Raw genomic sequence first — 14,710 nt, 5'->3', positions numbered from 1 at the left:
AATTATAACCTATATATAATCTTCTTAAAACAAAAAACAGATAAGACTTTCTATTCATCTTATCTGTTATATTTATTTCTATATTATTTCAAACTTGTACCTAATAAATTTACACAAAGGTCTATGCCTTTTGTGAATAAGGAAGTGATTCACTTATTAAGAACTGACACGTCACTGTCACCCTAGAATTACTTTTCTCTCTTTTTCACCGTTTTTAAATCTTATTTCCCCTTTACCTATAGCTGAGACTGGACATACTTGTGCACATAAATGACATCCAACACATCTTTCTTTATTTATTTCAGGCTTTCTTTCTTCATCATTCCAAGTTATAGCTTGATGCGCTCCATCATAACATGAAATATAACATCTTCCACAACCTAAGCATTCCTCTTCATCAACTTGTGGATATACTATATAATCTCTATCTAAATCTTCAGCAGGAATAATATTCTTTACAGCTATTCCAACCATATCTTCTAATCTTTCATATCCCTTATCGTTCATAAAATGTGATAAGCCACTTATCATGTCTTCTACTATTCTATATCCATATTGCATTACTGAAGTAGTTACTTGAAGATTACTTGAACCTAAAAGTATAAACTCTAAAGCATCTTCCCAAGTTTCTATTCCACCTATGCCACTTATAGGAACATTCTTTAACTTTTCATTTTTGGAAAGTTCATAAATAAATCTTAGTGCTATTGGCTTAACTGCCTTTCCTGAATATCCTGAAACAGATGATTTAGCATTAACTACAGGATTTGCAGTCATTGAATCTAAATCAATACCAGTTATACTTTTTATAGTATTGATAGTTGCAAGTCCTGTTGCTTCACCTTCAATTGAAGCTATAGCTGGAATTGACATATCACCTATATTCGGAGTCATTTTTGCTAGTATTGGAATATGAGTTCCTCTTCTTGTTGCTTCACAATATTTTTTAACAAGCTCTGGATTTTGACCTACATCTGATCCCATATCATGACTTGTCATTTGAGGACATGAAAAATTACATTCTATAATGTCTGCTCCAGCTTCTGTTACAAGTCTTGCAAGGTCCTCCCATTCTTTTTCATTTTGTCCCATTATTGAAGCTACCACTACTTTAGTAGGATAATTTTCTTTTAATCTTCTCAAATCATCTAAATTTTGTTCTAATGGATGATCTGATATTTGCTCCATATTTTTAAATCCAATAAATGATGTTGCTTCCTTTTTCAAATTATCAAAACGTGGAGAAACTTCATTAGGCATAAAGAATCCTATTGTTTTAAACATTACTCCAGCCCAACCAGCTTCAAAAGCTTTAGCACACATTTCATAACAGTTACCTACAGGTGATGATGATAGAAAAAATGGATTTTCACATTTTACCCCACAAAAATCTATTGATAGATCCTTTATAATACCCATTATCTAGCACCTTCTTTCTCATTTAAGTACATATCAATCTTTTCTGCTGCTTCTTTACCTAACTTAAGTGCATAAACAACAGTCTTGTCTCCCTTAACTATATCTCCACAAGCAAAAACTCCATCAATATTAGTCTTATAATCATCTGTTACTACTATTCCTTTATTATCAAATTCTATCTTTGCTATAGAACTTACATTGTCTTGTTCTTGTCCAATTGCAAAGATAACGTTATCAACAGGTATATCTAAGTTGGAATCATCAAACATGCCAACACCTTTAAATCTTAATGCCTTATTATTTTCTCCAACAATCTCACTTGGCTTAATACCTGTAAATATTGGAATATTGGCATCTATAACTTCATCAATACTCTTTCTTTCTGCTGGCATTTTGTCTATAGTTCTTCTATAAACTATTTTAACATCTGTAGCTCCTAAATTTTTAGCACTTATTGCACAATCTACAGCAACATCTCCACCACCAATAACTACAACTTTATTTCCTAATTCATATTTTTCATTTGATTTTACCTCTGCTAAAAAGTCAGTGCCATTAATAACTCCATCTAATTTATTACCCTTTATATCAACATCTCTACTTTTTTGCATTCCACTTGCAATTAAGAAAGATTTAAATCCATCTTTAGTCAATGACTCTATTGTAATGTCTTTACCAACATTGACATTTGTTTTAAACTCAACACCTAATTTTTTTATATATTCAATTTCATTATCCACAACAGCTTGTGGTAATCTTTCTTCTGGTATTCCATAACTTAGCCATCCGCCTAATTTTTCTTTCTTTTCAAATACTGTTACCTTGTACCCTAATTGAATTAATTTAGTTGCAGCCGCTAATCCACTTGGACCTGAACCTATTATAGCTACTTTTTCTTTTTTACACTCCACTGGCTTTAATACTTCTAAACCTAATACATTTTCATAATCAGTTAAATATCTTTGAAGTTTTGCAATTTCTATTGGCTTATCTATACCAGTTCTGCTACAAGCACCTTCACAATATTTTTTTGTAGGACATACTCTTGCACAAATTCCTCCAAGTATGTTGTTTTCTCTAATCGTTTCCACAGAACCTTTTAGATTTCTAAAACGAAGTGAACGAATAAACTTTGCTGGATCAGTTCCTATAGGACATGCTTTTGAACAAGGTGCGTCATAGCACAATAAACACCTTGAGGCTTCCTCTATAGCAAAAACTGGATTTATTTCTTCTTCATTATTTTTTTTCATGTTATTGTTTTTATACAAAATAATCCCTCCCTAAGTCTCAGATTAGGCACATGAAAGAAACTATAGACAAGTATATCGGTCTATTATCTTTTGAATGCGACTTAATAATATATATGTATTATATTTAGTAAAACATATATATAACACTAATCTGTTTTCTAAATACCACTTTCTCATTTTTATTGTATCATATCTTATTCCACTATTTTCCTGTATATTTTGTATTATGTTATCGCTTACACATAAAATTTATTAAATTAATCATTTTGAAATTGTTATAACCCAAAATGATATTTTTTTTCAATTATATTTACAAATTTAATATTTTTAATATTTTGAAAATTAAGTAGTGGCTGATAATTAATTAACATTTGTTTAAAAAATTAGTATACTAGGATATAATATAAATAAAAATATAGTGTAGAGATGTGAATATTATGACTTTAGCTGAAAAATTTATTATTAAAAGAAGTTCTTTATATACATGAAGTAACTATAAAAAAACATGGTGTCTCTGATTGAATTAAGAATTTAATATTAATTAAAAGTTCACTTAATTCAGGATTAGCTACATTTGGTAGTGAATGTTGATTACATAGAATTTTATAACAAAAAAATATTACAGAAAAATCTAAAAAGTCTGACTCCAATAAAATATCGAAATCAGACATTAGCTATATAACTTTTTTATTTTTTTGTCTGTCTACTTGCAGGGTGCAATTCAATACTAACAAATTCAAATTTTTCATTTTAAAGTATTTCTTTACGTCATTATCTTTTTTAATTCTATAATTAAATTTTAATTTTTCAAACTTATTCTATATGTTTTTTCAACTATATCGCATAATAAATAATCTGACTGCTATCTTTCTGTGTTATCATAATCAATTAAAACATACTTGATACTAATTCGCTCCTTTATCTAAGAAAATTAATAATTTTTTCTGATGCATCACCATTACCATAGTAATTATTCTTATTTTCCATATCTGTTTTTGTATTAAATACTTTATCTATAATATCCTTCTTATTAGGCTTACAAAGTATATTATGGTTTCCATTCAAAGTTTCTACCCATTCTGTCTGATCTCTTACTGTTACACATGGAGTATTTAAAATATATGCTTCCTTCTGTAATCCACCAGAATCTGTAACAATTTTTATAGCATTCTTAGCATAAAAAAGCATATCAATATATCCTACTGGTTGAGTAATAATAGTATTTTTAAAACTATTTTCATTCATTACTTGCAAAACCATCTCTTTTGTACGAGGATGTACAGGAAAAATAACAGGCTCATCAAATTCCTCAAAAGCGGATAAAATCTCATATATTTTTTCAATATTATCTGTATTTTCAGCTCTATGTATAGTAGCTAAGTACCAACTTTCAGGATTATTATGTTCAATCAATTTTTCAAGTCTATTAAAATAATAGTCTTTGCCATTTTTATTTATGAGTTTTTCATAATACAATACAGCATCACACATTACATCTCCCACATCATAGACTCCTTGTGTGATTCCCTCTGCTTTAAGATTTTCCACAGCAGTATTAGTTGGACAAAATAAAAATTTTGATATTCTATCAGTCAAAATTCTATTCTGCTCTTCTGGCATATTCATATTAAAAGAACGAAGTCCAGCCTCAACATGAACAATGGGAATATGAATTTTTGTAGCAGCAATTGCACCTGCCAAAGTTGAATTCGTATCACCATATACTAATATATAATCAGGTTTTTCCTTTAATAAAATTTCTTCAATTCCTATCATCATATCAGCAGTCTGCTTTGCGTGACTTCCAGACCCAACTCCTAAATTATAATCTGGCTTAGGAATATGCAACTCATCAAAAAAAATTTCAGACATATTATTATCATAATGCTGACCAGTGTGAACTAATATCTCTTGATGGTTTCTTCGAATAATTCTAGAAACTGCTGCTGCTTTTACAAATTGCGGTCTTGCACCTATAATTGTAACAAATTTCACATCTATTCACCTCAAAAATTATAATAATTCAATATTAGTTCTATCTGTAATATTTTTCATTGCATTTTTTGTGTCGAAAATTGCTTTTGCATTTTTAGCAATCATATCATAATCTACAGTCGAGTGTGCAGCTGCTATAAATATTACATCGTAACTTTTTATTATATCTTCGTTTATAGTTTCTATACCTTTTCTAATTTCTCCTTTATATTTATATTGAGGTATAAATGAATCATAGAAATCAACTTTTGACTTATTCTTTTCAAATATTTCAATTACTCTTAAAGCTGCACTTTCTCTATAATCGTCAATATCATTTTTATATGCTACACCCAAAACAAGAACTTTTGCACCGCTTAAAGCTTTTCCATGATTATTAAGTATTTTTCCTGTTCTTTCTACACAATATTCTGGCATACGATCATTAATCATTCCTGATGATTCAATCATAGAAGTATGGAAACCATATTCTCTAGCTTTCCAAGAAAGGTAATATGGATCTAAAGGTATGCAATGTCCTCCAAGACCTGGACCTGGGTAAAAAGCCTGAAAACCATATGGTTTTGTTTGAGCAGCATCAACAACTTCCCAAATATTAATCCCCATTTTATTACAAAGCATTGCTAATTCATTAATAAGACCAATATTAATATTTCTATAAGTATTTTCTAATATTTTTTCCATTTCTGCAATTGCTGGAGAAGATACTTCTTTAACATCTCCTTCTAGTACTTGTCTATACATATGTGAAATAGCTTTAACAGCTTTTTCACCTATAGCACCTACAACCTTTGGTGTATTCTTTGTCTTATATATAAGATTACCTGGATCAACTCTTTCAGGAGAGAAACCAAGATAAAAATCTTCTCCACAAGTAAGTCCAGAACCCTCCTCTAAAATTGGTTTAATTAATTCCTCAGTTGTACCTGGATATGTTGTAGATTCTAAAACAACCATTGTTTCTTTTTTCAAATACTTGGCAATTTCAATAGTACTATTTTTAACATAACTAATATCTGGTTGTTGATGTTCATCTAACGGTGTTGGAACACATATAGCAATAAAATCAACATCCTTAATGAATGAAAAATCTGTTGTAGCTGTAAGCATTTTATCATTTACTAATTGTTTTAAATCTTCATTTACAACATCACCAATATAATTTTTCCCTTCATTAACCATTACTACTTTTTCTTTTTGAACATCAAAACCAATTGTTTTAAATCTAGCCTTAGCTTTTTCAACTGCAAGTGGTAAACCTACATAACCAAGGCCTACAACACCTACAACTATACTTCTGTCATCAATTTTTTTCATTAAATTTTCATATATACTCATTATTCAATCTCCTTAATAGCTTAATGTGAAATTTTTTATATATAATAATACTCTATTTATAAAGACTTTATTGTATTAACAACAAAATTCTTTTCTTTATTATTAATTTCTGGGAACATAGGAATTGCAAAAGTTCTCTTTGATAAATATTCAGCATTTGGCATATCTCCAACTTTATAACCTAAATTAGAATAACATTTTTGTAAATGAAGAGGTACTGGATAATATATTCCAGTTGCTATTCCTGGTTTTGCTAATTCTGCAACTATATTTTCTCTATCATCACTTTGTACTATAAACAAGTGATATGAGTGTTTTCCTATCTTATCTTCATAAGGCATTTTTAAATCTGTTACTTTTAAATTTTGCTTATAGAATTCTGCTGTTTTCCTTCTATTAGTAATATATTCATCAAGATGTCTAAGTTTTATCCTTAAAATACTAGCCTGAACCTCATCTAATCTTGAATTATGTCCTATAAGATAATTGTAATATTTTTTAGGATTATAAATTGTATTATCTCTATCAGTTTCATCCTCTATCTTTTCTTTAATATCATTTAAAAAATTATATGCTCTTTGTCCCATTTCACCGCTTCCATGGACCTTTAGTGCTCTACAGATAGTATTTATTTCGTCATTGTTTGTACAAATCATACCACCATCACCGGCACAGGCAAGATTTTTGGTTGGAAAAAAAGAAAAGCATGATATATCAGCAAGAGAGCCAGCTTTTTTGCCTTTATATTCTGCACCAGCCGCTTGACATGCATCTTCTATTACATATAAGTTATGCTTTTTAGCAATGTCGTTAATTGCATCCATATCTGCACATTGACCAAAAATATGAACAGGTAAAATAGCCTTAGTTTTTGATGTAATCTTTTCTTCTATTTTACTTTCATCAATATTAAAAGTGTCTAATCTTACATCTACAAAAACAGGCGTTGCACCTACAAATGATATTGCTTCTGCTGTCGCGAAAAATGTGTATGGTGTAGTAATAACTTCATCACCTTCACCTATATTAAGTGCTTTAAGTGCAATAATAAGTGCGTCTGTTCCATTTCCAACTGAAACTGAATGTTTAACACCTAAATATTCACTAAATTCTTTTTCAAATAGTTTTACATTATCCCCCATTATATATGAGCAATTTTCAAGTACCTCTATGGCTGCTAAGTTTGCTTCTTCTTTAATATTTTCATATTGTCTCTTTAAATTTAATAATGGTAACATATGCATACTCCTTTTTATTTATATATTTCATCATTTAATCTTGACCCAAACTCCAGTTTCGTAATATCACGCATATCGAAAAGCTAACTTGCTATCTGTAATTTTAGCAGAGGCTTTTAGTACTATCCAGGCTGTAATTCTTTTACTCTTACCTGACTTTATGTTTACCCTCTTTTTAAATTGTACTTAATTTAAAATCCGAAAACATACTACACCTCCTCTTTTCTGTGTTTATCTTACAAAGTACAGTTTACCCTTTTTTCCTTTTACTAATTTATCCTTACTTAACTTGTGCCTTTAACCAATTATACATTACTATTTTATTGCTTTCCGGAAATGAATGTTCACCATTAAATACATTAATATTTAAATTCTCTTTTTTATTATATAGGTCATAAATTTTAGAAACTTCTTTATTTATTTCATATACTCCTTGATAATATGGAAAAACGCTATCCTTAGAAGCACTAAAACTTAATATTGGTCTTGGAGCGACTAAAGCCACTAGCTCATGAAAGTCAAAAGGTATCTCCCCACAATCAAAATACTCTTTTAATTGTGGCATTGCAATAAACCATGAATCTCTACACCATTTATATGGATTAGGATCACCACTTATAGTTGATAATCCACAGTTCAATGCTACTGCTGAAATTCGATTATCAAATGCAGCAAGAAAAAGTGAATCAACAGCTCCTTCTGAATGCCCCATTACCATAATATTATCTTTGTTAACGAAATCCAATGTCATCAAGTAATCTATAGCTCTTTGGTTATCCCAAATCGCCTTACCTATCATTGACCAATTAGGATTCTTTTCGTAGAAAGGTTTGGATTCGAATTCTTTATATCCTTTAAATATTCTCTCACCTGCAGATAGTGCATCTGGAGCAAGGACAATAAAACCTTGATTGACTAAATCTACAGCATAACTCATTTCCTTATTGTTAGTTATGCCGACTACTTCATTTTTTCCATATTTTGTGGTCTGATGTAAGGCTAAAACTGCTGGAGTAAGTTTTTTTCGTTCTTTAGGAACAAGTAAATATGCTGTTACAAATTCATTTTTATCAACTTTATACGAAATCTTATTTCTTGTATATGTCCCCATATCCTCAACTAATATGGTTTTTGGATCTAAATCTATTTTAATTAGTGGCTTGTCTCCTAAAAAGTCATCAATTTTCTCTTTTATTTTATCTCTATTTAAATTCCAATCATCGAGCGTTTTGAATGACAAATCCGATAATTGATTTGTTTTACCATGAAAATCACTATAACTGATATAAGCTAAAGAATACGCCATCCAGCTATTAGTTCTATAATTATAATCAGTATCTGTTTCATAAATTTTTATACCCTGAGCAGGTAAATACTCTCCATTCAAATCAATATCCTTTTTTACACGTTCAATCACATATCTTAAGGTATAATCTTTATCTATTTCTTCAGCTTTTCGTAATAATATAAGCGTTTCTGCGACTCCCCACTTATGTGTAGAATTATCCAATATATTATAATCTGAAGTAATATGTTTACTTATAATACCTTCTTTAACCTTTTTAGCTACTTTTAAAAATCTTTGGTCTTTTGTCATTTCAAATAGTCTATAATAAGTTGTTCCTGACATTGCCCAATGTACTAAATCAGTTTCTGTCTTTGGATTTAAATCTTCACAATAATACCAATTACCATTATTAAGTTGAGTCATTTCTTCATAATTGAATGCTTTTTCAATTAACTCTTTATTATTATTATTATTATTTATATTATCAAGTTCACTTAAAAAACTTATAGAATATGCATTTACATTATGAACTTTATATTTTTTATCATGTTCTGAGTTAGAATACCAAAAACAAATATTATTATCTTTCTGCCAATATCCAATGCTATTTACTAATGTTTCTCTAATTTCATTTGCCATAGTCCTGTAATTTTCATTTAAAGTTATTTCGTACGCCTTATCAAAGGCATTTCCAATAACAGCAGTAGTATATGTATAAACAGTGTCTTTATTATTTATTGATTTATCACTAAATGCATCCCATTCACATCTAAGCCCCCATCCAGTATATCCATCATTATTAATATCTTTATTAAGCGTTAGGTTAGTTAGAATCTGTTCTGCCATCTTCAAATATTTGTATTCTCTATCTACTTCATACAGATATAAATATGCCAACGCATAATGTCCTTGTGCATCATATTCCATTGTATTTAAACTATCTTTATTAATAAGTTGCGATGAACTGTCTAGTGCATTTTTGGTTAACTCATATGTACGTATGTTTTCTTTCTGACTAATTTCATTTGAAATATTATCACCATATGTGATTACTGGAAGTAAAAAAATTATGATCAATAAAATACATAAACTCCTGGTTATTCTATTGTTTTTCATTTCACTTCCCCCTAATATGTTGAAATCATTACTAAATTTTAGACATATATCCTCTAAAATTGCTTATTACGCTCAAATAACATTTTTATTATATCATAATATATAGCTAATTATAAGAATGTAACTAATATAATGTTATAATAGCCCTATTACGCAAAAATTAGATCTTTATGAAATAAGCTAAACCTGTTATTTCTTGATATTCTGCTTCTGTAATATCTGTAGCTTTTCCACCTACATTCCATACTCTGCCATTACTATATAAATTGTTGTCATAATAACTTTTTATTAATTCAAAATTAACTGAATGTTCCATTTAATACCCTTCTATCTGACTTACTAACAGTTATTTGAATTAAATATGCCTATTTAGCAAATAATCCATCAGCTTAATTATAATTGCAATGATAATTAAGTTAGCTTTACCTATTTCTCTTCTTATATCTTTAACTTGTTTTGTATTTATATGAGTAATTACAGATTCAATATATTTCCTTGTATTTAATTCTATAGCATGAAAAGTTGCTTTATATCCTCTTTGTAACTTCTTTCTTTGGTAACGTAATTGATTGATGTGGTTTAATATTATTTCATTTACAAAAATGAGTTATTAATCCATGGTAAGTAGAAAATTTAAGCATAATCTCTTCCAAATTTATTTCACTAACTTCCTTTGTCATCACAGAACCTCCTTATTAACTTATTATCTGTATTTTATCAAAGGAAGTAGAGTATCTATTTAGTAATTCTTTGACTCTTATTTTCTAAAAGTAGAATTATCCATTTGCATGAAACTAACATCTCAAAACTTAGATCCCATATACAATAAAAGGTGATATCGTACGACTACTTAGAAAGTAGTATTACGACACCCCCTGCTTAATTTATTTTTATTAAATACTTTCCATCTATGGAGTTAAATAGAATTTTAATTGTATTAACAACAATTCTTTTTTCTTCATCATTAATTTATAGGAACATAGGAATTGCAAAAGTTCTCTTTAATAATGGTAAAGTATGTACTCCTCTTTTCATTGATATATGTTATCCAAATTTCCAACCACATTTTCCCATAAATATTCTTTAGACATAACTTCTTCATTTTTAGCCATTTTTTCTAATATGCTTTTATCTTCAGAAATCTGTTTAAAAATTTTTATTAGACTTTCTTTATAATCTGTACTCACAGCAAAACCTATATTATGCTGATTACAAAAATCTGCAACAACTGAATTATCAGCAACAAGTATAGGCGTTTTTGTAACAATACCTTCAAAGAATTTTGTAGGATATGCATTTTTATCATTTATATCCTTTATATCATAAACACAAAACAATAAGTCAGTTTTATTATAAATGCCAACTACATAATTATGATCAAACTGGCCCATAACACTACAATTTTCATACTCCTTTGAATACTCAAGCATTTTATTATAAAGAACTCCACTACCATATATGTATACATAAATATTATTAAATTGATGTGCAGCCTCCATTAGGCCTAATAATTGCTTTTCATGTCTTACATATCCAATATATGATACTCTAATTTTATCATTTTTTGTTTTATTTGTGTTGATGAATTTTTGCTTTTCTGGATAATTAGGTAAATATACTAATTTTTTCATATTTCTCTGCCTTACTATACTTTTCTGTAAATCATTTAAGTAAATAACCTTATAGCATTTATCTTGAAAAAATCTAACTAGAAATTTAGAAACACGTTTAATCTTAGCCCAAACTCCTGTTTCGTAATATTCACGCATGTCAAAAACCAATTTACACCTTTTACCATAACAGCATAAAAAACCAGTTATCATTCCTTCTAAATCAGCACAATGACAATAGTAATTTTCCTTAACTTTTTTAAAATATTTTTTACACTCAAAAATAAATTTTACTAGAGGAATGATTTGTTTAAATCCTGTACCATATTCTGATTTTGGATAAAATCTTTTTATTTCAATTCCTTCAACTACTTCATTTTCTCTATCCTTATACTTATTATCCCTATCCCAACATACAATTGTAACTTTATGATTTTTAGACACAAGATATTTAGCTTCTTTAAATGTTCTTAAATCTGGATCAAAACCATTGGGGAGGATGATGTATATATTACTCAAAATTATCACCTTCTTAGCACACATATTTTCTTTCTAATATACACATATTTTTTCCATATCAGGAACATTGATACTTGGATTCATATAAAACCTATATATTATATTGTTAGATTCTATATCTTCATCATTGGTAAATTCAAATAAACATGACTGTTTCGGTACTACATGATCATATAATACAATCTCTTGCCCATCATTATCTACATATGATATTTTTAATTTTTTATATCATCCATCATATCACTAAAATATAATTTAGTCCTATAAAAAGAAATTGTTTTTTGAAAATTAATCTCTAGTATTTTATCTTCATCATTATTTATAATTTGATTTTTTTCAAAGGGTAATTCACTTGAAATATTAGTTTTTGATGTAAATAGTGTATCAGTGATTTTATCAATTTCATAATAATCTCTTACATCAGTATAAACATCATATGTCTGCACGCCTTTAAAAAATAAGTCTTCTCCATATAAATATGATGCTGTAGATTCACCTACTCTTACTTTATCAATATCAAGTTTATTCTTATTAATTAAATTATTTATATTAGTTTTATAATATACCCCTAGTGTAGGATCAAAAACATATTTATGATTAATTACATTAACTTCAACAACAGAATGGTCATTACCATCAAACCTATGAATATCTATCACTATGCTCTTAAAACCAAACTTACTTATTTTCTTTGAAAATAAGTAAGCAAATTCCCTACAATGTCCATTACCATATTCTAATATTTCTTTTTCTGTAGGATTTCTACCTTCTATTACTGGTCCACTACCATAATCAATTAATTTATTCACATATAAATTAATCTCATTTTGAATTTCATATATTATGTAATTTCAAAAGTTAATTACCATTAAGTATATTATTATCACCATCTAGTTACTATGATGGTGAATTGGCAATTCCTTTAATAAAATACAATTATTTTTAATCTGATTTTGCACTCACTTGTCTAAGTAATATTCTCTGTTTACATACAAATTTATTAACTTCCACACTAAAAGAATCAGCTTCTATAGTTTTTTCTAAAATTAATTACTTGTGATGGATTGGTTTGCATCACCATCTAATGAATTTTCCAATTTATATCCATCATACTACTCCGTACTTTCTATTGTTTTTAGCGATAATTCTTTTTTTAATACACCATTATATCCAAATGTTTTAATAAACATAATTTCTGATAAATACATTATACTATTCGAACTATTTGAATTTTCAAAGTATTTTTCAGTTATATTTTTATTGGTATTACTTGTACTATAATTTGCTAAAAATTCCTTAGCATACTCTGTTATAAACGACTTATCAATCCATTTTCCAAATTCATTTTCTGATAGATGAGTACCAAATATAATATTATAATATTCACAAAAAGATTTAATATATGCATTTCTTCTATCCATTCCATCATTACAATATTGATTAAATTTATTTATTGAATCTTTAGATGCACTAAGTACAGTTTTCATCATATTATCAACATCATTATTAGAATAAAATTTATCTTCCAAACGCCATATAATATCTGCTGAGTTTAAGCAATTCACAAAAAATATCCCATCACTCAAATCAAATATGTAATAGTATCCGGTTCTCTGAGGACTTCCAAATATAAAAAATGTTTTACCATCATATTGATACTTTTTACACCATGTAATATAAATTTGGGATAAGAATGGCACAGCATAGTTATCTGATTTATTACATTCATAATCACTTAAATATACCTTTTTATATAGTGAAGAATCATTATTATACAAATCAATTGATGCATAACTACTAACGACTGTTTTGCCCGTTACTAAAGGATTAAATAATTCAGACGGTATATCATTCATTTCTCCATATGTATATGGTATATCTTTATATGGGTGTAGCAATAAGGTCTTGTTTTCTTCATTTTTACTAAAACTTTTATGAGACCATTGTTTAATTAAATTTCCACTCATATCTAATTTTAGTACTCTTGAATTAAATGTATCCGTTACATACATATAATTCTGATGTACTACTGTTGAATATGGAAAATTTAAATCATTAATTGAAGGACCATTTCCACCAATAGAACTCACATAATTTAAGTTTTTATCTAAAATTATTATTCTCCCTGAATGAGCATCTGTTAATACTATATTATTTTCATATGCAAAAATAGATGTTGGCCACATATATTTAGCTATTCCAGTTTGCCCTATAGATCCTTTCTCAATAATTTCATTTCCAGAGAAATCATATTTCACTACTGATTTTTTCTCTAAACTTGTAGCATAAACATAATTTTCATCTAATGTAACTCCATGAGCCAAAGGAACTTCTCTTTTCCAAATCATTTGTCCATTATTATCAAATAGAAATAATGCGTTTCCATCATAATCAGCAACAGCAATTTTAGTACCATCTGAATTGGTAACAACATTTTCAGGAGAAATCATTTGATCATTTGTTATTTCCTTTACTAATTCAAGTTTATGATTTTCATTAACTTTACAAACTAAAATATTATGACCATTATAATTTGCTATATATAATAAGTTTGTATTTTTATTAAAATAAATTCCTGTAGGATTCCATATCTTATTTTCATATTTTTCACTTTTTACATCGAAATTTTCAGGTGGTACAATATTTATAAAACTATTATCTTTAATATTAATTGACTTCAATGATGCGTAATCTACTAAAAAAGCCTCATTTTCTGAATAAAAAGTAATGCCAGCTGAAAAAGTTTCATCTATTTCTTCTGATTCAAAATTCTTATCTATATTTAAATAAGTGAGGTTCCCAGAACTATTTCTAGGAAAGGATATTTTACTTGTTATTGTATCACTTGCAACTGAACATGCTAACATACTAAACATTTGAATAAGTACTAGAAAAATATATATTATACTTTTGTAATATTTCACTTTTTTCATA

The 14,710-nt window shown here is 28.0% G+C and carries 11 protein-coding genes; 1 reads left to right on the top strand and 10 read right to left on the bottom strand.

What is annotated here, in order from left to right; all coding sequences use genetic code 11:
* Nucleotides 1-177: 177 nt before the first annotated feature.
* The gene (preA, locus tag BM027_RS14840) at nucleotides 178-1,419 is read right to left on the bottom strand and encodes an NAD-dependent dihydropyrimidine dehydrogenase subunit PreA (RefSeq protein ID WP_423230337.1); all 1,242 of its coding nucleotides are present in this window, start codon (nucleotides 1,417-1,419) and stop codon (nucleotides 178-180) included.
* Complete coding sequence (locus tag BM027_RS14835; RefSeq protein ID WP_175560005.1) at nucleotides 1,419-2,672, bottom strand: FAD-dependent oxidoreductase; 1,254 nt, start codon at nucleotides 2,670-2,672, stop codon at nucleotides 1,419-1,421. The genes preA and BM027_RS14835 overlap by 1 nt, the downstream gene beginning before the upstream one ends.
* A gap of 580 nt (nucleotides 2,673-3,252) precedes the next feature.
* Here BM027_RS14835 and BM027_RS18950 point away from each other — a divergent pair.
* Nucleotides 3,253-3,354: an IS3 family transposase gene (locus BM027_RS18950; protein WP_423230338.1), complete on the top strand. Its 102-nt coding sequence runs from the start codon at nucleotides 3,253-3,255 to the stop codon at nucleotides 3,352-3,354.
* Nucleotides 3,355-3,590: 236 nt separating this feature from the next.
* Here the strand turns inward: BM027_RS18950 and wecB are convergent, their stop codons facing one another.
* From wecB to BM027_RS14790, 8 genes are all read right to left on the bottom strand, one after another.
* The gene (gene wecB, locus BM027_RS14825; protein ID WP_090093523.1) at nucleotides 3,591-4,667 is read right to left on the bottom strand and encodes a non-hydrolyzing UDP-N-acetylglucosamine 2-epimerase; all 1,077 of its coding nucleotides are present in this window, start codon (nucleotides 4,665-4,667) and stop codon (nucleotides 3,591-3,593) included.
* A gap of 18 nt (nucleotides 4,668-4,685) precedes the next feature.
* Entirely contained in the window at nucleotides 4,686-6,005 is a 1,320-nt protein-coding gene (locus BM027_RS14820; protein ID WP_341465532.1) for a nucleotide sugar dehydrogenase, read from the bottom strand.
* A 56-nt stretch (nucleotides 6,006-6,061) separates the two neighbouring features.
* Nucleotides 6,062-7,243 carry a DegT/DnrJ/EryC1/StrS family aminotransferase gene (locus BM027_RS14815; RefSeq protein WP_090093520.1) on the bottom strand — a complete coding sequence of 394 codons (1,182 nt, stop codon included), beginning with the start codon at nucleotides 7,241-7,243 and terminating at the stop codon, nucleotides 6,062-6,064.
* A gap of 280 nt (nucleotides 7,244-7,523) precedes the next feature.
* Nucleotides 7,524-9,647, bottom strand: coding sequence for an alpha/beta hydrolase family protein (locus BM027_RS14810; RefSeq protein ID WP_090093518.1), 2,124 nt, complete (start codon nucleotides 9,645-9,647; stop codon nucleotides 7,524-7,526).
* A 160-nt stretch (nucleotides 9,648-9,807) separates the two neighbouring features.
* On the bottom strand, nucleotides 9,808-9,963 hold the full coding sequence (locus BM027_RS14805) for an XkdX family protein (RefSeq protein ID WP_090093516.1): 156 nt from the start codon (nucleotides 9,961-9,963) through the stop codon (nucleotides 9,808-9,810).
* Nucleotides 9,964-10,678: 715 nt separating this feature from the next.
* Complete coding sequence (locus tag BM027_RS14800; protein ID WP_175560004.1) at nucleotides 10,679-11,776, bottom strand: glycosyltransferase; 1,098 nt, start codon at nucleotides 11,774-11,776, stop codon at nucleotides 10,679-10,681.
* 215 nt (nucleotides 11,777-11,991) lie between these two features.
* Nucleotides 11,992-12,585, bottom strand: a complete 594-nt coding sequence (locus BM027_RS14795) for a hypothetical protein (protein ID WP_090093512.1) — start codon at nucleotides 12,583-12,585, stop codon at nucleotides 11,992-11,994.
* 303 nt (nucleotides 12,586-12,888) lie between these two features.
* Nucleotides 12,889-14,709 carry an NHL repeat-containing protein gene (locus tag BM027_RS14790; protein WP_090093511.1) on the bottom strand — a complete coding sequence of 607 codons (1,821 nt, stop codon included), beginning with the start codon at nucleotides 14,707-14,709 and terminating at the stop codon, nucleotides 12,889-12,891.
* Between the last annotated feature and the right edge of the window lies 1 nt (nucleotide 14,710).

Origin of the sequence: Clostridium uliginosum, from assembly GCF_900112485.1 — a bacterium.
Lineage (GTDB): Bacteria > Bacillota > Clostridia > Clostridiales > Clostridiaceae > Clostridium > Clostridium uliginosum.
This window is presented reverse-complemented; position numbering and strand designations above follow the sequence as displayed.

What these genes read in the sequence shown, in the direction of transcription:
- preA (WP_423230337.1), bottom strand. Translation starts at nt 1,419, where the DNA reads ATGGGTATTATAAAGGATCTATCAATAGATTTTTGTGGGGTAAAATGT.
- BM027_RS14835 (WP_175560005.1), bottom strand. Translation starts at nt 2,672, where the DNA reads ATGAAAAAAAATAATGAAGAAGAAATAAATCCAGTTTTTGCTATAGAG.
- BM027_RS14820 (WP_341465532.1), bottom strand. Translation starts at nt 6,005, where the DNA reads ATGAGTATATATGAAAATTTAATGAAAAAAATTGATGACAGAAGTATA.
- BM027_RS14815 (WP_090093520.1), bottom strand. Translation starts at nt 7,243, where the DNA reads ATGTTACCATTATTAAATTTAAAGAGACAATATGAAAATATTAAAGAA.
- BM027_RS14810 (WP_090093518.1), bottom strand. Translation starts at nt 9,647, where the DNA reads ATGAAAAACAATAGAATAACCAGGAGTTTATGTATTTTATTGATCATA.
- BM027_RS14805 (WP_090093516.1), bottom strand. Translation starts at nt 9,963, where the DNA reads ATGGAACATTCAGTTAATTTTGAATTAATAAAAAGTTATTATGACAAC.
- BM027_RS14790 (WP_090093511.1), bottom strand. Translation starts at nt 14,709, where the DNA reads ATGAAAAAAGTGAAATATTACAAAAGTATAATATATATTTTTCTAGTA.